Source organism: Hasllibacter halocynthiae (assembly GCF_003003095.1).
Lineage (GTDB): Bacteria > Pseudomonadota > Alphaproteobacteria > Rhodobacterales > Rhodobacteraceae > Hasllibacter > Hasllibacter halocynthiae.
In genome coordinates, this window is record NZ_PVTT01000002.1 from 763,177 (window position 1) to 782,974 (window position 19,798).

Here is a 19,798-nt window from a genome sequence, read left to right on the forward strand (position 1 = left end):
ATCGCGGTCCTCCGGCGCGGCGCTATCGAACGCGGCGCCTAGAACGCCCAGTCGACGCATCCTATCGCACGGCGGAGGTAGTGGCGGTGCCGCGGATCACCAGGGGGCGCGCGGCTTCCGATCCATCCCGCGCTCGCCAAGGCCCGGATCGCGGCGAGCTTCGGAAGGAGCGACCCGACGGCCTCGGCCTCGGCCTCGGTGCCGCGCGCCGCGCAGTAGCCCCGGGCCGTCGCGCGGGCCAGGGCATCCCGGTCGGGGTCCTCCCAGCGCTGGACCAGGCTGACGCCCGGATCGTAGAGGCGGAAGCCCATGCCGCAGTCGTCGAAGTCGATGAGCCAGAGCATGCCGGAGCCGTCGCGCAGGACGTTCTCGCCAATGGCGTCGGCATGGATGGGCCCGATCCCCGCATGCCTGGACGCGGCGAAGCATCCCAGCCATTCCCGCGCCTGATCGCGGGCGGCCAAGAGGCGGCGGCTCTCGGGGCGGGTGGCGGCGACGTTCTCCCACCAGCGGCCCCAGAGGGGGTCGGCACCCGTCAGGCCGCGGCGCGACCAGGCGGGACGCAGGCAGGGCGCCGGGCCGCCGGCGGCGTCCGAGGTGGCATGGAGACGGCCCAGGAGCGTCCCCACCTCCCGATGAAGCGCGACCCGGCCCTCAGCGTCCGAGGGGGGAAGGTCGGCGATCGGGGTCGCGCCGTCGACCCAGGACACGACCGAGACGCAGCGGCCGGCATGCCGGTGCACCAGCGCGCCGCCCGTGGTGCGGATCGGCCGGGGGCAGGGAAAGCCGCGCGCGGCCAGCGCCTCCGTCCAGGCCAGCTCGGCCGCGATGCCGCCCTCGGACTGGTAGCCTGCGCGGTGCAGGCGCAGCGCGACGCGGCGGCCGGAGGGCAGCGTCGCGTCCCAGACGGTGTTCTCGCGCTCGGCCGCCAGGGCCGGGGCCCGGGCGAGGCCGCCCCAGGGGGCGGCCAGCACGGCGGGGTCGATCACGCGCCGGCCTCGGTCAGCGCCTCGTCCAGGGCCGCCGCGACGAAGTCTGCGTTGCCGGAGTTGAAGGGCATGGGCGGGCGGATCTTCAGGATGTGGTCGTCGCGCCCGCCCCGCCCGATGAGGACGCCGCGCCGCCGGCATCCCTCGACCACCTCGCGCGCGATGGTCCCGGCGTTCATCCCGTCCCGGACGAGGTCGACGCCGACGAAGAGGCCCGCCGCGCGGACCTGCGCGATGCTCTCGTGGGGGAGGGCGGCCAGACGGGCGCGAAGGTGATGGCCCGTGCGGCGCGCGTTGCCCATCAGGTCCTCGCGCTCCATCACGTCGAGCACGGCCGTGCCCGCGGCCGCGGCGGGGGGCGTCGCGGCGAAGGTCGAGAAGTGGCGATGCTCGCGCTGGAAGGCCTCCATGACCTCGCGCGAGGTGACGACGCCCGCGATCGGCCACCCGTTGCCCATGGGCTTGCCCAGCGTGACGATGTCGGGCGCGACTCCGATGGCCCGGTGCCCCCACATGTGGGTGCCCGTGCGCCCGAAGCCGGCCTGCACCTCGTCGCAGATCAGGAGGGCGTCGGCGTCCTGAAGGGCCTTGGCGGCCGCGTCCAGGAAGCCGGGAGGCTGGGACTGGAGCCCTTCGTTGGCGAAGATCGGGCAGAGGATCATCGCGGCGCAGCCGTGGCCCGCCGCCTCCAGGTCGCGGATGGCGGTGCGCACGCCTTCGGCGAAGGCCTCCGGCTGCGCCTCGGGCTTGCCGCCGAGAGGGTTGAGGTTGTCCGGCGAGGGCACGAGCCGGACGTTGGCCGGATAGCCCCCCACGGGCGTGCGCCTGGGCGAGACGGCGGCCGTCAGCGCGGTGTTGCCATGATAGGCCGCGTCGAGCGCGATGATCCCCGTGCGGCCCGTCGCCACCATCGCCATCCTGAGCGCGAGGTCGTTCGCCTCGGACCCCGACGCGGTGAGGGCCGCCTGCTCGATGGGATCGTCGAAGAGGGCGAGGAGCCGCTCGAGGTAGTCGAGCACCACCGGCGAGACGTAGCGCGAGTGCACGTTGAGCCGGCGGAGCTGCTGGTGGACCGCCTCCGTCACCGCGGGGTGCGAGTGGCCGACATGCGGCACGTTGTTGTAGGCGTCGAGGTGCTTGCGCCCTGCCTCGTCGTAGATCCAGACCCCCTCGGCGCGCACGGCGATGAGCGGGTCGTCGTAGAAGGTCGGCGCGCGCTCGCCCATCAGGGCGGTGCGGCGGGACAGGTGGCGCAGGCGGGCGTTCATTCCTCCGGGCTAACGCGCCCCCGGAGGGCCTTCAATTCGCCAGTGCGGGCCTTGGCGGCGAGGCGCCTGCGCTTGGAGGCGAGCGTGGGGCGCGTCGGGACCCGGCGCTTGGGCTTCTTCCAGGCTTGCGCGACCAGGTCGGCCATGCGCCGGCGCGCGATCTCGCGGTTGCGGGACTGCTGGCGGGTATCCTCGGCGCGGATGACCACGGCGCCGTCTGTCGTCCACCGCCTTCCGGCGAGGCGGCGCAGCCGGCGCTTCACCGGGTCCGGCAGGTTCGGGGAACGCTCGGCCTCGAAGCGCAGCTCGACGGCGGTGGCCACCTTGTTCACGTTCTGCCCGCCCGGGCCGCGGGCGGTGGTGAACTGCTCGAGCAGCTCCCACTCCTCGATGTCGGTCCCGCCTTCGATGCGAAGCATGGCCGCGCCCCCTCTCTCCGGCGGCACCATGCGCGCCGCACCGACCGGAAGGGAAGGGGCTGGACCTCGACCCCGGGCGACGCGAGTATGGCTGCCGGCCCGGGGACGAGGCATGCCCCGCCCCCGGCTCCGCACGCAGGCGGCCCCGCATGGGGTTCGGGTCCTGCCGGACCAAGGCCCAGGAGGAGCGAAGATGCCCAAGGCCCCGAGCCCCTGCATCGGCGTGTGCAAGTTCAAGCGCCCCGGACCCGCGGGGGCGCACTGCATCGGCTGCTCGATGACCAAGGGGCAAAAGAAGCTGGCGAAGAAGGCCAGGAAACCCGCCGAGGCCGAAGGGATGGTCGCCCTCGTGGTCGCCCAGCAGGAGCAGATGGGCCGCTACGCGCATTGGCGGGCGGCCTATCTGAAGCGTTGCCTGAAGAAGGGGGCCGCGCCCCCCGCGGCGGTCCGCAAGGCCGGCTAGCGGCGGGACGTCACCGCAGGTGCGCGCGCAGCATCCAGGCGAACTTGTCGTGGACGCGCCCCCGCTCGATCGCCAGGTCCTCCGTGCGGATGTCGCCATGGCGGGACGCGATCTCCGAGAGGCCGGCGAGCGTGGCGCCGATCGTCTCCTGCGCCTCCATGAGGTGGCGGATCATCTCGCGATCCTCCGCGCCCTCGTCGCCTTCGGTGACCTTCGAGCGATCGAGGTGCACGGCCAGCTTGCCTTCGGCCGTCTCGCCGATGGCGCGCACCCGCTCGGCCAAGTCGTCCTGGCCGGTGAAGTGGTCCTCGTAGATCGTCTGGAAGAGTTCGTGCAGGGGGCCGAAGCTCATGCCGGTGACATTCCAGTGGAAGTTCTGCGCAAGCATCGTCGTCACGACGGTCTCGGCCAGGGCCTGGTTCAGCGCGGTCGCGATCTCGGCGGCGGCGTCGGGCCCGAGGGCGGATGCGGTCTGGGGCATGGGAAATCCCTCTCCGTACATGAAAAGGGGGCTGGCTGGCATCCCGCTGGCTCGCCCCGCGGCTCCCAACTTAGAACCGTTCTAAGAATTGGCAAGGGTGGGGGTCAGCCGCCCTCTCGCTCCGCGAGCGCACGGATGACCGAGGCGAGGGCGGCGGCGCCGGCGGGCCTGCAGCGGCGGCGCAGCAGGAACCGCTCGGACGCGCGGTCGCCGGCGGCGACGGCCTTCGACAGGGCGACGAGCCAATCCTCGTCGAAGCTACGGGCGCCCGTTCCTGGGGGATGGATGACGGGCCGGGTCCGCAGCACCTGTGGCAGGACGCGGGCCAGGAGGGCGGTCAGCTCGGCCACGCCCGCCTCCGGGTCGAGCACGGCGCAGGCCCGTCCGAGGTCGAGGCGCGCGGCGGCCCGGCATTCCAGCGCGGCGATCCGCAGAAGCGCGACGAGCATCGGCTGACGCTCGTGAATAGGGGGGGCGAGGCTCGGAAGGGCGGACATCGCGGTTCGTCTCCGTCCAGGATACCCGATCATCGTACTGGGCATTCCGGGCGAGGGGAAGGCGGCTTCCGGCAAGAAGAAAGGGCCGCCCCGGGGGGCGGCCCTTCCGAATGATCAGGAGACGGGATGGGCCCGGACGCCCGCGGCGCCCACGTCGAAAGCCCGATCCGTCGGGGCTGCCCTCAGGCGCGCACCTCGACGTTGAGACCCATCGCTTGCTCCAGGTTCATTCTCGACACTGGACCACCTCCTTTCGTGTTGTTTCGGATGGAGGGGAAGTTGGCATGGGGCCGGCGGATTGCAAGCCCCCGCGATCACGGCGCGGCGCTTTTCCGCGTGAGCGCCCGGAAGGGGACCAAGGCGGCGAGGGCGATCAGCAGCTTCACCGACCAGTCCGCGACCGCGAGCGAGGCCCAGAGCGGCGCGGCCGGGCCCGCGCCCAGGAAGGGCACCGCGTCGTTCGCCCAGGCGACGTCGCCGAAGGAAGGCGGCAGGGCGATGGCGGCTGAGAAGGCGAGCGTGAAGAAGATCGCCGTGTCCACGGCCGAGCCGACCACGGTCGAGGCGAGCGGCGCCTGCCACCAGGCCCGCAGGCGCAGCCGGTCGAAGACCGCGACGTCGAGGAGCTGCGCCGAGAGGAAGGCGAGGCCGGAGGCGAGGGCGACGCGCGGCGTGACGGCGGGCCCGAACTCGAGCATGACCTGCGTGCCGACCAGCGAGCAGAGGACCCCCGTGCCGAACCCCCAGAGGACCACGCGCCGCGCCGCGGCCGCTCCGTGGAGGCGGTTGGCCAAGTCCGTGACGAGGAAGGCGAACGGATAGGTCAGCGCACCCCAAGTCAGCCAGTCACCGAGGAGGAACTGCACGAGGACGTTCGACGCGGTGACCACGGCGGCCATCGCGAGCACGAGGAGGGGGAGGGGCATGGGCGGAGATCTTCCGTTTTGGCGAGGGTGCGGCACTCGGCCCCCGAGGGGGCGGGCCGCGCCTACGACCCGGCCGGCCCTTCGGCAAGAGGCGCGCGCGGGCGGGACGGCCGGGGCGGCCCTCAGGGCAGTGCGGCCAGCAGGTCGGCCAGGGCGGCGGCGACCTCGGGGTCCGGCTCGCCCCCGAGGGCGGCGAGGCCCTGCTCTGCGGCGGCGCGCGCGGCGGCGACGTCGTCGAGCACGACCTGCGATCGCGCGAGGCGCAGCCACTCGGCCGGGGTGCCGCCTTCCGCCGCGAGCCGGGCGGCGAGCCCCTCGACCATGCCTTCCACCATGAGGCGTCTGTCCTCCTCGGACATCGCGTCGGCGGCCCGGACGTCCTCCCGGCTGGGGCCGGGGACGCGGGCGGCCTGTGTGCCGACCACCGCGCCTAGGTCCACCGGACCCAGGCCCAGCCCCGCGCCGAGCGCGTCGATGCGGGCGGCGAAGGTGGGCATCCACGGCTCCTCCCCCGGGGCGAGCGCGAGGCGCCGCAGCAGGATCTCCCGCGCGCGGGCGCTCTCGCCGTCGGCCTCGGCGACGACGGAGAGGTAGAAGGCCGCCGCCGGGTTCAGCGGGTCGGCGCGCAAGGCGCGCGCGACCGCGCGCCGCACGTCGTCCGTCACAACGCCGCCATTGGCCTGCAGGGTGGCCTCGGCCCAGAGGGTCAGCACCCCGGAGGGCGCGTCCTGCCGGGCGGCGAGAGGGGCGAGCGTGCCCGCCGCGAGGTCGGGCCGGCCCGCCGCCGACTGGAGGTCCGCGAGGCGCAGGAAGTCGCCCGGCCGCTCCGCGGGGTCGACTTCCTCCAGCTCGGCGGCGAGAGCGGCCGCTCCGCGGGAGGCGACGGCGACGGCCCCCCGCTCGGAGGCGCGCAGCGCCGCCGGCTGGCCCTCGAGGTCCGGCGAGCCGAGCCACGCGTAGAGGGCGACGCCCAGGATGGGGACGAGGACGGCGGAGGTGACCAGCGGCGCGCGGGAGCCGGCGCGCGTGGACGCGGCGGCCCGGCGATCCTCGCGGATCATGCGGCGGCCGATCTCCGCACGGGCGGCCTCGGCCTCTCCTTCGGTGACGAGCCCGGCGGCGCGGTCGCGCTCGAGCTCGTCCATCTGGTCGCGGAAGATCGCCATCGCGGACGCGCGGCCGGCCCCCCCCCGGCGCGGCGCGGCGAGGATCGTCAGCACGCAGAGCGCCAGCAGAACGGCCGCGCCGAGGAGGAAGCCAACCGACATGGGCCGCGAGGTATGCGCCGACGCGCCGCCGGGCAAGGCGATCGCCCCCCGCGCCGTCCCGCGTTCGGCCGCGCGCGGCGGCGCGCCGGGGGCGGTTGCCTTCGCGGGCCCGCGCGTGGCACCGCAAGGGGATGGAGATCGCCCCGACCGCCATACCCGCCGTCCTGCGGATCGTGCCCCGCCGCCACGGCGACGCCCGCGGCTTCTTCGCCGAGACCTGGAGCGCGCGGGCCTTCGAAGCCGCGGGGATCGTCCTGGACTGGGTGCAGGACAACCACTCGCTCTCGGCGGCGGCGGGAACCCTGCGGGGCCTGCACTACCAGGCCCCCCCTTCGGCACAGGCCAAGCTGGTGCGCTGCGGGCGGGGGGCGCTTCTGGACGTGGCGGTCGACGCGCGGGCCGGCAGCCCCACCTTCGGGCGCTGGGTCGCCGAGCGGCTCACGGCCGGGAACGGCGCGCAGCTCCTCGTGCCGGAGGGGTTCCTCCACGGGTTCGTCACGCTCGAGCCGGGGACGGAGATCGTCTACAAGTGCTCGGCCCCCTACGACGCGGCCGCCGACGGCGCCGTCCGGTGGGACGACCCGGACCTGGCGATCGGCTGGGGGGCCGCGGCGGACCCCGTCCTCTCGGAGAAGGACCGCCGGGCTCCGCGCTGGGCGGAATGGGAGAGCCCCTTCCGCTACGAGGGCCCGCTGCCGTGGGAATGACATTGCGCCCGCGCCCGCCCTCGCGCACGGGAGCGGAGGCATGAAGCTGCTCGTCACGGGAGGGCTCGGGTTCATCGGCTCCGCCGTGGTGCGCCTCGCGGTCGCGCGGGGCCACGAGGTCGTGAACCTCGACGCCGAGACCTACGCCGCCTGCCGCGCCAGCGTGGCCGAGGTCGAGGGCTCGCCCCGCTACGCCTTCGTCCGCGCCGACATCCGCGACCGCGCCGCCCTGGACCGCGCCTTCGCCGAGCATGCGCCCGACGCGGTGCTGCACCTCGCCGCGGAGAGCCATGTCGACCGGTCCATCGACGGGCCGGCGGCGTTCGTCGAGACGAACGTGAACGGCACCTTCCACCTGCTGCAGGCCGCGCGCGCCCATTGGGAGGGGGCCGGCCGGCCGGCGGGCTTCCGCTTCCACCACGTCTCGACCGACGAGGTGTTCGGATCGCTCGGCCCCGAGGGGCTGTTCGACGAGGGGACGGCCTACGACCCGCGCAGCCCCTACAGCGCGTCCAAGGCGGCCAGCGACCACCTCGTCATGGCCTGGCACCACACCTTCGGCCTGCCGGTGCTGCTGACCAACTGCTCGAACAACTACGGGCCGTTCCACTTTCCCGAGAAGCTGATCCCGGTCGTCATCCTCCATGCCCTGCACGGGCGCCCGATCCCCGTCTACGGCGACGGGGGCAACGTGCGCGACTGGCTCTTCGTCGAGGACCACGCCGACGCCCTGCTGACCGTCCTGGAGCGGGGCGAGGTCGGCCGGCCCTACGCCGTGGGGGGCGGGAACGAGCGGCGCAACATCGACCTCGTACGCGCGATCTGCCGCCTGATGGACGAGCGGCGCCCGGACGCGGCCCCGCACGAGGCGCTGATCGCGTTCGTCGCCGACCGCCCCGGCCACGACGCGCGCTACGCCATCGACCCCGCCCGCATCCGCGGCGAGCTGGGCTGGCGGCCTTCGGTCACCGTGGAGGAGGGGCTGGCGCGGACGGTGGACTGGTTCCTCGCGCGCGAGGACTGGTGGCGCCCCCTCCTCGCGCGCGACGGCGTGGGCCGGAGGCTGGGCGCGGCGTGAGGGTCCTAGTCTTCGGCCGCACCGGGCAGCTCGCGCGCGAGATCGGGCGCGCGGACCCTTCGGCGGTGCTGCTGGGCCGCGAGGAGGCCGACCTGCGCGACCCGGAGGGCTGCGCGCGGGCCGTGGCGGCGCGCGGACCGGACGCGGTCATCGTGGCCGCGGCCTGGACGGACGTGGACGGCGCCGAAGCGGCCGAGACCGAGGCGCGGGTGGTCAACGCCGCCGCCCCGGCCGCCATCGCGCGGGCCGCCGCGGCCATGGGCGCGCCGGTGGTCCACGTCTCGACCGACTACGTCTTTCCCGGGGACGCCGGACCCTACGCCCCCGACGATCCCACGGGGCCGCCGGGCGCCTACGGGCGCACGAAGCTCCTGGGCGAGACGGCGGTGCGGGCGGCCGGGGGGGCGCATGCGATCCTGCGGACGGCCTGGGTGTTCTCTGCCCATGGGCGGAACTTCGTCCGGACCATGCTGCGCCTCGGCGCCGAGCGCGAGGTGCTGCGCGTCGTGGACGACCAGCGGGGCGGTCCGACCCCGGCGGCGGCGCTGGCGAACGCGTGCCTGACCGCGGCCGCCGGGCTGCGGCGGGACCCGGCGCTCTCGGGCACATACCACTACGCGGGCGCCCCCGACGTGACCTGGGCCGCGTTCGCGCGAGCCATCATGGAGGAGGCGTGCCTTCCCGCACGGGTGGAGGGGATCCCCTCCTCCGCCTACGGGTCCGCCGCGGCCCGTCCCCTCGACAGCCGGCTGGACTGCCGGACGACGGAGGAGGCGTTCGGTCTGCAGCGGCCCGACTGGCGCGCGGGCCTCGGCGACGTCGTCCGGGAGGAGCGCGGCGGGGCGTAAGGGGCCTCGCCCCCGCGGGAGGGGGCGGAACCTGCCTCCGGCCGGCCCCCCCGGGGACGCGTCCCGGAGGCCGCGAGAGGGCCGGAGGGATCGGGCGCTTCGCCCGCCGCGCGGATGGTGTGGACATCGGTGCGCCGCAGCACCACCTTCGCCTTCACCGACCCGATCGAGAGGAGGGGTGGACATGCCTGCGCCGCCTGACCCGAGGGGGCTCGTCGTGTGCCCGCGCTGCGATGCGCTGCACCATGCGCCGTCGCTGAAGGCCGGCGGCCGGGCGGACTGCGCGCGTTGCGGCACCGTCCTGGAAGCCCCGCGCCGCATATCCGTCGCCGAGGTCCTGGCCCTGTCGGCGACGGTCGGCGTTCTCATGCTGGGGGCGCTCTTCCTTCCGTTCCTGTCGATCTCGTCGATGGGGCTTCGCAACGACTCCTCGATCATCGATGCGGCGCTCGCCTTCTCGACGGGGCTGCAGACGCCCCTGGTCCTGACGGTGCTGGCGTCGATCGTCCTGCTGCCGCTGGCGCGCGTCGCGCTGCTGTGGTGGGCGATGGCGCCCCTGGCCTTCGGCGGCGCGCCGCTGCCGGGCGCGCGCGCGGCGCTGGCGCTGGACGAGGACCTCAAGCCCTGGGCGATGGCCGAGATATTCGTGGTCGGCGTCGCGGTCGCGCTGGTGAAGATCGCCGACCTCGCCAGCCTGACGATCGGGCCGGCCTTCTGGATGCTGATATGCGCCGTCCTCGTCGGCACGCTGCAGGAGGCGCTCACGGATCGCAGCGCGCTGTGGCGCGAGCTGGAGGTCGCGCGGACCCGCGCGCGGGCCTCGGCATGAGCGCCCCCGCCCCCACCCCTGCCGCCGCGGCGAGCCCGGGCGAGGGCGCCCGCGTGATCACCGCGCGCGAGGCGGGCCTGGTCGGCTGCCGGCGGTGCCATCTGGCCCATGCCTGGGGGACGGAGCGGTGCACGCGCTGCGGCACGCCACTGCAGTCGCGGGACGAGACGTCGCTGCAGAGGGTCTGGGCGTGGTGGATCGCCGGCGTGCTCTTCTACATACCCGCGAACCTCTACCCGATGCTGTCGACCCGGGTCCTGTTCACCACGCACGAGGCGACCATCGTCGAGGGCGCGATACAGATGGCGCAGTCGGGCGCGGTCGGCATTGCCGCGATCATCCTGATCGCCTCCGTCGGCATCCCCGTCGCGAAGTTCGCCGCCATCGCGTGGCTCGCCTGGTCCGTGCAGCGGCCGGGCCGAGGCGACGGGCACCGCCGGACGGTCCTCTACGAGGTGGTGGAGTTCATCGGCCGCTGGTCCATGATCGACATCTTCGTCGTGGCCATCACCTCGGCGCTCGTGCACCTGCGGGTGCTGGTCAGCGTGACGCCCGGCCCGGCGGCCATTGCCTTCGCGCTCTCCGTGATATTCACAATGCTCGCGGCGCGCAGCTTCGACTCGCGCCTTATTTGGGACGGCATCGGAAGGGGGCGGACCTGAGCGACGCCGAATCGACCGTGGGCGCCGAGGAGGCATCCATCGCCGAGCCGCGGGTCCGGCAACAGGCGCCCCGCCGGCGGCGGCGCCTCACGTTCGTCTGGCTGGTGCCGGTGGTCGCCGTCGCCGCCGCGCTCTGGTTCCTTTGGCAGGACCGGCAGGACGCGGGCGCGGTGATCCGCATCGCCTTCGAGGACGCCTCGGGCGTGATCGCCGGCGAGACGGAGCTGCGCTATCGCGACGTCGCGGTCGGCCGGGTGGAATCGGTCGATTTCACCCCCGATCTCGCCCAGGTCCTGATCACCGTGCGGGTGGTGGACACGGTCGCGCCCTACATCGACGACGACGCGCGGTTCTGGATCGTCTCGCCCGAGATCAGCGCGCAGGGCATCTCGGGGCTCGATACCGTGCTGTCGGGCGTCTATCTCGCCGCGAGCTGGGACCTCGACCCGGAGGGGCTGGTCGTGAACCACGTGGGCGAGGTCGGGCAGCCTCTGGGCGAGGGCTCCGCCTCCGGGCTACGCTTCACCCTCTTCTCCTCGGACCGGCTGCCTTCGGCGAACGGGCCGATCCTCTACCGCGGGGTCGAGGTCGGCGAGGTCGGGGCGCCGCGGCTCGACGTCTCGGGCGGCACCGCCATCGCCGAGGCGGTGATCTTCGCGCCCTACGACCAGCTCGTGACCGAGCGGACGCGCTTTTGGGACGTGTCGGGGTTCGACTTCTCGATCGGCACCTCGGGGGCGGCGCTCGAGTTCGACTCGATATCCTCGCTGGTCTCGGGGGGCGTCACCTTCGACACGCTCGTCTCGGGCGGGGCGCCGGCGGAGGACGGCGCGTCCTTCCGCCTCTTCGGCTCGGCCGACGAGGCCCGGCGCGCGATCTTCTCCGGCGAGGGGCCGGGCGAGGGCCTGCGCCTGACGGCGATCTTCGAGGGCGAGGTCTCGGGCCTGGAGGTCGGCGCCCCGGTCGAGCTGGGCGGGCTTCCCATCGGCGAGGTGGCGCAGGTCACCGGCGTCGTGGACCGCGAGCGGTTCGGCGACGACCGGGTCCGTTTGCAGACCGTGCTGGAGATCCGCCCCACGCTGCTGTCGCTGCGGGGCGGGGAGGATCCGCTGGAGTTCCTCGCCGACCGGGTCGAGGGGGGGCTGCGGGCGCAGCTGGACAGCGCATCGCTGTTCCTCGGCGGGCTCAAGGTCGTGCTCGAGGACGAGCCCGGCGCCGAGCCGGCGGTCCTGGACCTCGCCGGGGCGCCGTTCCCGACGGTGCCGACGGTGGTCGCGGACACCGAAGGCATGGGCGCATCGGCGGAATCCCTTTTCAACCGGCTCGGCGAGCTTCCCTTCGAGGCGATCCTCGACCGTGCCCTCGCGGTGATCGACGGCGCGGCCCGCGTGGCGAACGACCCCGCGCTCCAGGAGACGCCCGGCGAGATCCTGGGGCTGGTCACCGACCTGCGCGCCGTCACCGCCTCCGAGGAGGTGCAGGCCCTGCCCGAGCGGATCGGCCGCCTTTCGCAGGACGCGACGCTGGCCGTCGGCGACGTGCGGGGCCTCCTCGCGTCCGTCCGCGAGGGCGACGGGCTCGGGCGGGCGCTCGAGGCGGTGGACGCCGTCGCCGCCGCCGCGCAGAGCGCCGACACCGCCGTGGAGGATGTGCCCGCCCTCGTGGAGGAGCTGGTCGCCGCCGCCGAGGCGCTGAACGCCCTGCCGGTCCCGGAGATCGGCGAGAACGTCCGCCTCGCCTCGGAGGGGGTCGCCGCCATCGCCGCCGACGAGCGGCTCCTTGCCGCGCCCGCCGCGCTGACCGGCACCCTGGAGGAGGCGCAGGGCCTTCTCGCCGAGGCGCGCGCCGCCCGCCTCGTCGAGGAGATTGCCGCCGCCGCCCAGGCCGCGTCCGACGCCTCCGTCGCCGCCGAGGAGACGGTGGACGAGTTCAGCGCGGCCGTGGTGGGGCTGCCCGCCCTCATCGACGAGCTGACCCTCTTCTCCGCCGAGCTGCGCGGGCTGCCGCTCGACACGGCGGTCGTCCAGGCCGAGGCCCTCCTGGCCAGCGTCGACGCGGTGGTTGACCAGCAGGCCGTGCGCGACCTGCCCGTCACCCTCGAAGGGGCGCTGGACGACCTGCGCGCCGTCACCGCCGAGCTGCGCGCCGCAGGCGCCGTCGAGCGGCTGAACGAGGTGCTGGACGCTGCCGCGAACGCCGCCGCGTCCGTGGAGGCGGCGGCCGGGGGCGCCCCGGAGGTGATCGAGAACCTGCGCCTCCTCTCCGAGGAAGCCGCCGAGATCCCCCTGGAGGAGCTGGTGGCCCGCACCTCCGCGCTGATCGCCACCGCCGAAGGCGTGCTGCAATCCCCGGGCGTCGAGCAGATCCCCGAGAACCTGAACGGTGCGCTCGCGCAGGTGAACCTCGCCCTCGAGGAGCTGCGCGAGGGCGGCACCGTGGAGAACGTCAACGCCCTCCTCGCGTCCGGGCGCCGTGCGGCGGACGGGGTGGCGGGGGCCGCGGACGATCTTCCGACCGTCCTCGCCGGCGTGAGCGAGCTCCTGACGCGGGCGGACGGCGTGCTCTCGACCGCGGGGACGACCCTCGGCGCCTATGGCGAGGGCGGGCAGGCCAACCGCGAGTTGCTGCAGGCCCTGCGCGACGTGCAGGGTGCCGCGGACGCCCTGACCTCGCTCGCGCGGGCGATCGAGCGGCGCCCCAATTCCCTCTTGCTGGGACGATGACCATGACCCGAACCCTTCCCCTCCTCGCCCTGCTCCTCGCCGGCTGCGGCGCCGATCCGATCCTCTACCCCGTGCCGGCCGTCCCCTCCGGCGACCGGATCGGGGTCTCGGTGGGCTCGGTCGAGGTGCTGGACGTGTCCCTCCCTCTCTATGCGGACATCGAGGAGATCACGTTCGAACAGGTCGACGGCTCGCTCCTCACCTCGGAGGAGGTGGCCTGGGCGGACGATCCGCAGCGTGCCGTCACCCTCGAGCTCGCGCGGGTCCTCGGCACCGTCACCCGCGCGACCGTCGCCCCCACCCCCTGGCCCTTCGAGAGCTTCGCCGAGGCCCGGGTGGACGTGCGCGTCGAGGAGTTCGTGGCCGGCATCGACGGGCGGTTCCGCATCTCCGGCATCTGGTATGCCGGCACGGAGGAGCGTGACCGTTCCGGCCGGTTCGCCATCGCGATCCCCTACCATCCCGAAGGGGGCGTCCGGGCCATCGCGATCGCGCGGGCGCAGGCGGTGCGCGACCTCGCGCGGGTGATCGCGGCCCAGGGCCTCTAGGTCCGGCCCTTCCAGGGGACGAGCGCGTTCTCCGCGAGGCGCATCAGGACGTCGATCGCGAAGCCGACGATGCCGATGAGGACGATCCCCAGGATCACGATGTCCGTGGCCTGGAACTTCGAGGCCGTCACGATCATCTTGCCCGCGCCCTGGTTGGCGGCGACCAACTCGGCCGCGACGACGGTGCCCCAGCAGACCCCCATCGCGACGCGCGCGCCGGTGAAGATCTCCGGCAGGGAGTTGGGGACGATCACGTGGCGCAGGACCTGAAACTTCGAGGCGCCCAGGGAATAGGCCGCGTGGACCTTCGCGATGGACACGCCCGACACGCCCGCCCGCGCGGCGATGGCCATGATCCAGAGCGCGGCGAGGAAGAGGAGCACGATCTTGCCGACCTCGCCGATCCCCGCCCAGATGATCACGAGCGGGATCAGCGCCAGCGGCGGGACGGGGCGCATGAACTCGACGATGGGGTCGAACCAGCCGCGGAACCAGTCCGACAGGCCCATCGCGTAGCCCAGGGGGATGCCGACGAGCGCGCCGAGCGCGAAGCCGACCACGACGCGGAAGAGCGAGTAGCCGAGATGCTCGAGCAGGGTGAAGTTCTGGTACCCGTCCGAGGCGATCCCGACGAGGCGGTCCCACACGTCCTCAGGCGGGGGCAGCCAGATCGCCTCCATCTGCCATCCCGGCTCGGGCACGACGTTGAGGGTGCCGCGCGGCGACATGCCGACGCGGCCCCAGTCCAGCAGCACCTCGCCCCCCGGGGCGATCGCCCGGCCGTCCACCTGGGTGACGGCGGCGCCCTCGTCGCGGCCCAGCTCGTCGTTGAGGTCGACGCGCACCAGCTCGTTCCGCAGGGCGGGGACGGGGAAGACGTCGTCCTTGGCGAAGCCGGCCCCGGGCGCGACCGGGGGCACCTGCGGGTCCTCGCCGAAGGGATGGACCACGATGCGCACCTCGGCGTCGTCCGTGCGCCCGTCCGGCGCGGTGGCGGTGTAGGTGAACGCCGCCTCGCCGGTGAAGGGCCCGGGCACGTGAAGGAAGGCGGGCACCAGCGCCGAGCCGGTGAACGCACCCCAGACGAGGAAGATCACCACGACCGAGATGACGGAGGCCGCGCGCGAGGAGCGCACCGCGCTCTCGTCGCCGAAGGTCACGGTCTTGAGCGAGCGCAGGTCGCGTCGGGGCGCCAGGCCGCGGGCGATCGCGCGCCACAGGACCATGATGGCGAGGATCAGCAGGACGTAGGCCGCCAGCGCCGGCACCGCGCGCACGAGCGTGGGGCCGAACTCCGCCAGCTCGCCTCCGAGGGCGGCGAGGAGGCCGGCGAGCTGGTCCCGGAAGCCCCGGAGGAAGTCCGTCACGCCGCGTCCTCCCCATGGCCCATGATCTCCTCCTCCATGTCCCAGATCATGGAGAGGATCTCCTCGCGCCGCTCGGCGAACTCGGGGTGCTTCTTGACCTCGCGCAGGTCCTGCTCGACGCCCATCCCGGCGAAGGGCAGCCGGTACTCGCGGTGGATGCGGCCGGGGCGCGGCGCCATCACGAGGAGCCGCTCGCCGAGGAGGAGAGCCTCCTCGACCGAATGGGTGATGAGGACGATCGTCTTGCCCGTCTCCTTCCAGAGGCGCAGCACGAGCCCCTGCATCTTCTCGCGCGTGAGCGCGTCGAGCGCGCCCAGGGGTTCGTCCATCAGGATGACGTCGGGGTCGTTGGCCAGGCAGCGCGCCAAGGCGACGCGCTGCTGCATCCCGCCCGACAGCTCGTAGATGGCCTTGTCCTTGAAGTCCTTCAGGCCGGTGCTCTCGAGCAGGCGGTCGGCGGTGGCGCGGCGGTCGGCACGGGGCGCGCCGCGCATCCGGGGGCCGAACTCGACGTTCTCGCGCACGCTCATCCACTCGAAGAGGGCGCCCTGCTGGAAGACCATGCCGCGCTCGGCGTCCGGGCCGGCGATGTCATGGCCGTTGAGGACCATGCGGCCCTCCGTCGGGGCGAGGAAGCCCGCCACGATGTTCAGAAGCGTCGTCTTGCCGCAGCCCGAAGGGCCGAGCACGGACAGCATCTCGCCCGAGCGGAGGTCGAGCGACACGTCCTTCAGCGCCTGGACGTGGCTGCCGTTCGGCAGGTCGAAGCGCATGGAGATGCTCTCCAGCGTGAGGCCGGACATGAGGGCGCCTTTCGGGAACGGTGCGGAAGGGGCCCGGAGGGCGCGGAGCGCCCTCCGGCGGGGCCGGCGCTCAGCCGGTCACATGTCGTCCATCGCCGCGGCGGCCTCGAGCGGGCCGGTGTTCACGGTGGCGGCGTAGCTGCCCAGCGCGCCGTCGATCGAGCCCGCGTCGAGGAACACGTTCGCCACGCCGTCCATGAAGCCCTGCGCGTTGCCGCCGAGCCAGCGCTCGGAGAGCTGCGCCTCGATGTCGGGGAAGACGAAGGTCGACAGCGTCGCGGCGGCCGCGTCCTCGTCCATGCCGGCGTCGTTGGCGATCACGGGCAGCATCTCGGCAGTGTTCTCGCCCGAGTTCCACATCGCGTTGGCGTCGGCCGTGACGGCCAGGAAGCGGGCGGCGACGTCCGGGTTCTCTGCCACCCAGGAGGCGGGCGCGGAGGTCACGTCGAAGACGAGGATGCCCAGCTCCTCCTTCTCGGCGCCGGTCAGCAGGACGTTGCCGGATTCAAGCATCCGGCGCAGCGCGCCGCCCCAGCCGCAGGCCATGTCCACGTCGCCCTGCGCGAGCGCGGCGGCCCCTTCGGCAGGGGCCATGTCGACGACGTTCATCGAGGCCGGGTCCACCTCAAAATGGTCCATCTGGCGGAGGAAGCCGTAATGGGCCGCGGTCCCCAGCGGCACCGCGGCCGTCAGCCCCTCGAGGTCGGAGGCGGTCGAGGCGTCGATCTCGAGCGCGGAGCGCACGACGCAGTTGTCGTTCTCCGAGTAGGAGACGGCGACGTCGAGGATCTCGATGTCCTGCCCAGCCGAGGTCGCGACCACGAAGGGCGGCACGCCCTGCGAGACGCTGATCTGCACGTCGCCTGAGGCCATCGCCGCCGACATGGCGGTGCCGGTGTCGAAGCTCACCCATTCGACGGGCATGCCCAGCGCCTCGTCGTAGGTGCCCTGCACCTTGGCGAACTGGAACGGCATCGGCCATTCGAGGAAGTAGCCGACGGTGATGCCTTCGCCCTGGGCCACGGCCGCGGTGCCCCCCGCAAGGGCGGCGAGGCCGGCGGCCGAGGCGAAGAGGGTCGTGCGGATGGTCATGCTTGTCTCTCCCGTTGCTGGAGGGGGGCCATCTTCGCGCGGCGCCTGCCCTGGCCGGGCGGGCCCGGCCGGGGTGCAGAATGTGCAGCCCGCGCGCCGGGCGCAAGCGCCGAACGCCCGCGCGCGCACCGCCGGGGGGCAGCGCGGGGCCGGGGCGGAGCCGGGGGAAGCGGATTTCCCTGGCGCGATGCACGGTGCATCGCCCATGATTCCCCGCAGCCCCGGCTGGTGGGCGATTCGCGCGCGGGAGGGCGGGCCATGGACGATCTTCGGACGGCGAACGACATCGGCGACCTCGTCGCGGCGGACCGCGCGCATGTCTGGCACCACCTGAGCCAGCACAAGCCCTGGGAGACGGCCGATCCCCGCCTGATCGTCGAGGGTAAGGGCCTGCGGGTCTGGGACGACAAGGGGGTCGAGCACATCGACGCCCTCTCCGGCGGGGTGTGGACGGTGAACGTGGGCTACGGGCGCGAGCGGATCGCGAAGGCCGTCTACGAGGCGATCCGCAGGATGTGCTTCTTCGGCGGGACGATGGGGTCCGTGCCCGGCGCCCGCTATGCGGAGATGCTCGTGGCGAAGATGCCGGGGATGAGCCGGGTCTACTATGCCAGCTCCGGCTCGGAGGCGAACGAGAAGGCGTTCAAGATGGTCCGCCAGATCGCCCACAAGCGGCATGGCGGGAGGAAGTCGAAGATCCTCTACCGCGACCGCGACTACCACGGCGGCACCCTCGCCGCGATGAGCGCGGGCGGCCAGGACGAGCGCAACGCCCAGTACGGCCCCTTCGCGCCCGGGTTCGTGCGCGTCCCCCACTGCCTCGAGTACCGCAAGGACCAGATCGGCCTCGGGCACCTCTCGGGGGCTGAGTTCGGGCGCGCGGCCGCGGACCTGATCGAGGAGGTGATCCTGCGCGAGGGGCCGGACACGGTCGGCGCCCTCTGCCTCGAGCCCGTCACTGCAGGCGGCGGCTGCATCGTCCCCCCCGAGGGCTACTGGGAGCGGGTGGGCGAGATCTGCCGCAAGTACGACGTCCTCCTCCATGTCGACGAGGTGGTCTGCGGGCTGGGGCGCACGGGCACTTGGTTCGGCTACCAGCAATACGGCGTGCGGCCCGACATCGTGACGATGGCGAAGGGCGTCGCCTCCGGCTACGCGGCGATCTCGTGCTGCGTGACGACCGAGGCGGTATTCGACGCGTTCAAGGAGGACGCGGACGATCCCCTGGACCACTTCCGCGACATCTCGACCTTCGGGGGCTGCACGGGCGGTCCCGCGGCGGCGATCGAGAACATGCTGATCATCGAGGAGGAGGGGCTGCTGGAGAACTCCGCCCGGATGGGCGAGCGGCTTCTCGGCAACCTGCGGGACCTGATGGAGCGGCACGAGGCGATCGGCGAGGTGCGGGGCCTCGGCCTCTTCGCGGGGGCGGAGCTGGTCGCGGACCGCACCACCCGCGAACCCGCCGCGGAGGCGCAGGTCAAGGCCGTGGTTGCGGACTGCATGCGTCAGGGCGTGGTGATCGGGGCATGCAACCGCTCGGTCCCGGGGTTCAACAACGTCCTGCTCTTCTCGCCCGCGCTGATCGCAGGGGCGGCGGACGTCGATGCGATCACGGACGCGGTGGACGGCGCGCTGGGGCGGGTGTTCGGCTAGCACGCCCCCGAAGACGCGGCGCCCCCCCGGCCGGAGCGGGCGAGGCGGAGGCGCGCCCGCGCTTGCGTTGGCGGACGGAGGCCGCGATGCTTCCGCGCGAAGCCCCCGCCCACGAGGGGCCGTCCCAAGGGAGAGATGCCATGACCACCACCCGCCGCGCGCTGCTCGCCTGCGCCGCCGCCCTGATCGCCGCGCCCGCCTTCGCGCAGGAGGTGACGCTGCGTATGCACCAGTTCCTGCCGGCGCAGGCCAACGTGCCCACGAACATCCTCGACGTCTGGGCCGACCGCGTGGAGGAGGATTCGGGCGGGCGGATCGAGGTCCAGCGCTTCCCCGCCATGCAGCTGGGCGGCACGCCGCCCGAGCTCTACGACCAGGCGGTGGACGGCACGGCCGACGTCATCTGGACCGTGGCGGGCTACACCCCCGGCCGCTTCCCCACCGCGGAGATCTTCGAGCTGCCCTTCATCGCGGGCGAGGCCGACGCCGAGGCGATGAGCCGCGCCTACTGGACCATGGGCGAGCGGCACATGTTCGACGGCGAGCTTTCGGACGTGCACCCGCTGGGCCTCTGGGTGCACGGGCCGGGCCTGATCCACGCCGACCGCCCGATCGAGGCGGTGTCGGACCTGGAGGGGCTGAAGCTGCGCGCACCCACGCGCACGACGACGACCCTCTTCGAGAACCTGGGCGCCGCACCCGTCGGCATGCCCGTCCCGCAGGTGCCCGAGGCCCTGTCGCGCGGCGTGATCGAGGGCGCCGTCATCCCCTGGGAGGTGACGGGCGCCCTGCGCCTGCCCGAGCTGGTCGGCAACCATACGGAGTTCGGGGACCAGACGCTCTACACAACGGCGTTCCTCTTCGTGATGAACGAGGACGCCTACGAGGCGCTGCCCGAGGACCTGCAGGCGGTGATCGACGAGAACAGCGGGCTGGAGTTCTCCGCCTTCGCGGGCGCGCAGATGGCCGAGGACGACGGCCCGGCGCGGCAGGCGGCGGTGGACGCGGGCAACAACATCGTCACCCTGACCCCCGAGCAGGTCGCCGAGTGGCAGGCGGCGGCGCAGCCCGTCACCGACGCCTGGATCGAGGGCAACGCGGATGGCCGGGCCCTCGTCGACGAGGCAAGGGCGCTGATCGAAGAGAACGCGATGTGAACCCTTGTGGGGCGGCG

Annotated in this window: 20 protein-coding genes; 10 read left to right on the plus strand and 10 right to left on the minus strand. The window is 73.6% G+C overall.

All coding sequences use genetic code 11. The features are described 5' to 3' along the window. Positions 1-38: 38 nt before the first annotated feature. The 3 genes from BCF33_RS10620 to arfB are packed head-to-tail and all read right to left on the minus strand — an operon-like array spanning position 39 to position 2,676. Entirely contained in the window at positions 39-989 is a 951-nt protein-coding gene (locus tag BCF33_RS10620; protein WP_106160899.1) for a phosphotransferase enzyme family protein, read from the minus strand. Beyond that, entirely contained in the window at positions 986-2,257 is a 1,272-nt protein-coding gene (locus BCF33_RS10625) for an aspartate aminotransferase family protein (protein WP_106160900.1), read from the minus strand. Before BCF33_RS10625 ends, BCF33_RS10620 begins: the two co-directional genes overlap by 4 nt. Continuing rightward, positions 2,254-2,676, minus strand: a complete 423-nt coding sequence (gene arfB / locus BCF33_RS10630; protein WP_106160901.1) for an alternative ribosome rescue aminoacyl-tRNA hydrolase ArfB — start codon at positions 2,674-2,676, stop codon at positions 2,254-2,256. Before arfB ends, BCF33_RS10625 begins: the two co-directional genes overlap by 4 nt. 193 nt (positions 2,677-2,869) lie before the next feature. Between arfB and BCF33_RS10635 the strand changes: the two genes are divergently transcribed. Then, positions 2,870-3,139 carry a DUF1289 domain-containing protein gene (locus BCF33_RS10635; protein WP_106160902.1) on the plus strand — a complete coding sequence of 90 codons (270 nt, stop codon included), beginning with the start codon at positions 2,870-2,872 and terminating at the stop codon, positions 3,137-3,139. A 10-nt stretch (positions 3,140-3,149) separates the two neighbouring features. On the opposite strand, the gene BCF33_RS10640 is transcribed toward BCF33_RS10635, so the two are convergent. From BCF33_RS10640 to ccmI, 4 genes are all read right to left on the minus strand, one after another. Beyond that, positions 3,150-3,620 carry a Dps family protein gene (locus BCF33_RS10640; protein ID WP_106160903.1) on the minus strand — a complete coding sequence of 157 codons (471 nt, stop codon included), beginning with the start codon at positions 3,618-3,620 and terminating at the stop codon, positions 3,150-3,152. 104 nt (positions 3,621-3,724) lie between these two features. Then, positions 3,725-4,117 (minus strand): hypothetical protein, encoded by a 393-nt coding sequence (locus BCF33_RS10645; RefSeq protein ID WP_106160904.1) that lies wholly within the window; start codon positions 4,115-4,117, stop codon positions 3,725-3,727. Positions 4,118-4,431: 314 nt separating this feature from the next. Next, positions 4,432-5,043, minus strand: coding sequence for a queuosine precursor transporter (locus tag BCF33_RS10650; protein ID WP_106160905.1), 612 nt, complete (start codon positions 5,041-5,043; stop codon positions 4,432-4,434). 122 nt (positions 5,044-5,165) lie between these two features. Next, the gene (gene ccmI, locus BCF33_RS10655) at positions 5,166-6,311 is read right to left on the minus strand and encodes a c-type cytochrome biogenesis protein CcmI (protein WP_146132811.1); all 1,146 of its coding nucleotides are present in this window, start codon (positions 6,309-6,311) and stop codon (positions 5,166-5,168) included. A gap of 131 nt (positions 6,312-6,442) precedes the next feature. Here ccmI and rfbC point away from each other — a divergent pair, with 131 nt between their 5' ends. The 7 genes from rfbC to BCF33_RS10690 all read left to right on the plus strand — a co-directional run bounded on the left by rfbC (position 6,443) and on the right by BCF33_RS10690 (position 13,706). Continuing rightward, on the plus strand, positions 6,443-7,018 hold the full coding sequence (rfbC, locus tag BCF33_RS10660) for a dTDP-4-dehydrorhamnose 3,5-epimerase (protein WP_106160907.1): 576 nt from the start codon (positions 6,443-6,445) through the stop codon (positions 7,016-7,018). A gap of 40 nt (positions 7,019-7,058) precedes the next feature. Continuing rightward, a complete protein-coding gene (gene rfbB, locus BCF33_RS10665; RefSeq protein ID WP_106160908.1) occupies positions 7,059-8,096 on the plus strand; it encodes a dTDP-glucose 4,6-dehydratase in 1,038 nt (345 codons plus the stop codon). Next, the gene (rfbD, locus tag BCF33_RS10670; protein WP_106160909.1) at positions 8,093-8,944 is read left to right on the plus strand and encodes a dTDP-4-dehydrorhamnose reductase; all 852 of its coding nucleotides are present in this window, start codon (positions 8,093-8,095) and stop codon (positions 8,942-8,944) included. Before rfbB ends, rfbD begins: the two co-directional genes overlap by 4 nt. 184 nt (positions 8,945-9,128) lie before the next feature. Next, complete coding sequence (locus BCF33_RS10675; RefSeq protein ID WP_106160910.1) at positions 9,129-9,773, plus strand: paraquat-inducible protein A; 645 nt, start codon at positions 9,129-9,131, stop codon at positions 9,771-9,773. Continuing rightward, on the plus strand, positions 9,770-10,435 hold the full coding sequence (locus BCF33_RS10680; RefSeq protein ID WP_106160911.1) for a paraquat-inducible protein A: 666 nt from the start codon (positions 9,770-9,772) through the stop codon (positions 10,433-10,435). The genes BCF33_RS10675 and BCF33_RS10680 overlap by 4 nt, the downstream gene beginning before the upstream one ends. Beyond that, positions 10,405-13,158, plus strand: coding sequence for a PqiB family protein (locus BCF33_RS10685; RefSeq protein WP_158259409.1), 2,754 nt, complete (start codon positions 10,405-10,407; stop codon positions 13,156-13,158). Before BCF33_RS10680 ends, BCF33_RS10685 begins: the two co-directional genes overlap by 31 nt. A gap of 2 nt (positions 13,159-13,160) precedes the next feature. Then, positions 13,161-13,706: a PqiC family protein gene (locus tag BCF33_RS10690; RefSeq protein WP_245883813.1), complete on the plus strand. Its 546-nt coding sequence runs from the start codon at positions 13,161-13,163 to the stop codon at positions 13,704-13,706. Here the strand turns inward: BCF33_RS10690 and BCF33_RS10695 are convergent. The 3 genes from BCF33_RS10695 to BCF33_RS10705 all read right to left on the minus strand — a co-directional run bounded on the left by BCF33_RS10695 (position 13,703) and on the right by BCF33_RS10705 (position 16,968). Then, positions 13,703-14,932 (minus strand): ABC transporter permease, encoded by a 1,230-nt coding sequence (locus BCF33_RS10695; RefSeq protein ID WP_106161591.1) that lies wholly within the window; start codon positions 14,930-14,932, stop codon positions 13,703-13,705. The two genes, BCF33_RS10690 and BCF33_RS10695, sit on opposite strands and share 4 nt — an antisense overlap. A 137-nt stretch (positions 14,933-15,069) precedes the next feature. Then, positions 15,070-15,876, minus strand: coding sequence for a taurine ABC transporter ATP-binding protein (locus BCF33_RS10700; protein WP_106160914.1), 807 nt, complete (start codon positions 15,874-15,876; stop codon positions 15,070-15,072). Between the two features lie 78 nt (positions 15,877-15,954). Then, entirely contained in the window at positions 15,955-16,968 is a 1,014-nt protein-coding gene (locus BCF33_RS10705; RefSeq protein WP_106160915.1) for a taurine ABC transporter substrate-binding protein, read from the minus strand. 258 nt (positions 16,969-17,226) lie between these two features. Here BCF33_RS10705 and BCF33_RS10710 point away from each other — a divergent pair, with 258 nt between their 5' ends. Next, on the plus strand, positions 17,227-18,624 hold the full coding sequence (locus BCF33_RS10710) for an aminotransferase family protein (RefSeq protein ID WP_106160916.1): 1,398 nt from the start codon (positions 17,227-17,229) through the stop codon (positions 18,622-18,624). A 140-nt stretch (positions 18,625-18,764) separates the two neighbouring features. Next, the gene (locus tag BCF33_RS10715) at positions 18,765-19,781 is read left to right on the plus strand and encodes a TRAP transporter substrate-binding protein (protein WP_106160917.1); all 1,017 of its coding nucleotides are present in this window, start codon (positions 18,765-18,767) and stop codon (positions 19,779-19,781) included. Positions 19,782-19,798: the final 17 nt, after the last annotated feature.

What these genes read in the sequence shown, in the direction of transcription:
- BCF33_RS10695 (WP_106161591.1), bottom strand. Translation starts at nt 14,932, where the DNA reads ATGGTCCTGTGGCGCGCGATCGCCCGCGGCCTGGCGCCCCGACGCGAC.
- BCF33_RS10715 (WP_106160917.1), top strand. Translation starts at nt 18,765, where the DNA reads ATGACCACCACCCGCCGCGCGCTGCTCGCCTGCGCCGCCGCCCTGATC.
- BCF33_RS10645 (WP_106160904.1), bottom strand. Translation starts at nt 4,117, where the DNA reads ATGTCCGCCCTTCCGAGCCTCGCCCCCCCTATTCACGAGCGTCAGCCG.
- BCF33_RS10640 (WP_106160903.1), bottom strand. Translation starts at nt 3,620, where the DNA reads ATGCCCCAGACCGCATCCGCCCTCGGGCCCGACGCCGCCGCCGAGATC.
- ccmI (WP_146132811.1), bottom strand. Translation starts at nt 6,311, where the DNA reads ATGTCGGTTGGCTTCCTCCTCGGCGCGGCCGTTCTGCTGGCGCTCTGC.
- BCF33_RS10680 (WP_106160911.1), top strand. Translation starts at nt 9,770, where the DNA reads ATGAGCGCCCCCGCCCCCACCCCTGCCGCCGCGGCGAGCCCGGGCGAG.
- BCF33_RS10650 (WP_106160905.1), bottom strand. Translation starts at nt 5,043, where the DNA reads ATGCCCCTCCCCCTCCTCGTGCTCGCGATGGCCGCCGTGGTCACCGCG.
- BCF33_RS10625 (WP_106160900.1), bottom strand. Translation starts at nt 2,257, where the DNA reads ATGAACGCCCGCCTGCGCCACCTGTCCCGCCGCACCGCCCTGATGGGC.
- arfB (WP_106160901.1), bottom strand. Translation starts at nt 2,676, where the DNA reads ATGCTTCGCATCGAAGGCGGGACCGACATCGAGGAGTGGGAGCTGCTC.
- rfbC (WP_106160907.1), top strand. Translation starts at nt 6,443, where the DNA reads ATGGAGATCGCCCCGACCGCCATACCCGCCGTCCTGCGGATCGTGCCC.
- BCF33_RS10705 (WP_106160915.1), bottom strand. Translation starts at nt 16,968, where the DNA reads ATGACCATCCGCACGACCCTCTTCGCCTCGGCCGCCGGCCTCGCCGCC.
- BCF33_RS10675 (WP_106160910.1), top strand. Translation starts at nt 9,129, where the DNA reads ATGCCTGCGCCGCCTGACCCGAGGGGGCTCGTCGTGTGCCCGCGCTGC.
- BCF33_RS10710 (WP_106160916.1), top strand. Translation starts at nt 17,227, where the DNA reads ATGGACGATCTTCGGACGGCGAACGACATCGGCGACCTCGTCGCGGCG.
- BCF33_RS10700 (WP_106160914.1), bottom strand. Translation starts at nt 15,876, where the DNA reads ATGTCCGGCCTCACGCTGGAGAGCATCTCCATGCGCTTCGACCTGCCG.
- BCF33_RS10690 (WP_245883813.1), top strand. Translation starts at nt 13,161, where the DNA reads ATGACCCGAACCCTTCCCCTCCTCGCCCTGCTCCTCGCCGGCTGCGGC.
- BCF33_RS10635 (WP_106160902.1), top strand. Translation starts at nt 2,870, where the DNA reads ATGCCCAAGGCCCCGAGCCCCTGCATCGGCGTGTGCAAGTTCAAGCGC.
- rfbB (WP_106160908.1), top strand. Translation starts at nt 7,059, where the DNA reads ATGAAGCTGCTCGTCACGGGAGGGCTCGGGTTCATCGGCTCCGCCGTG.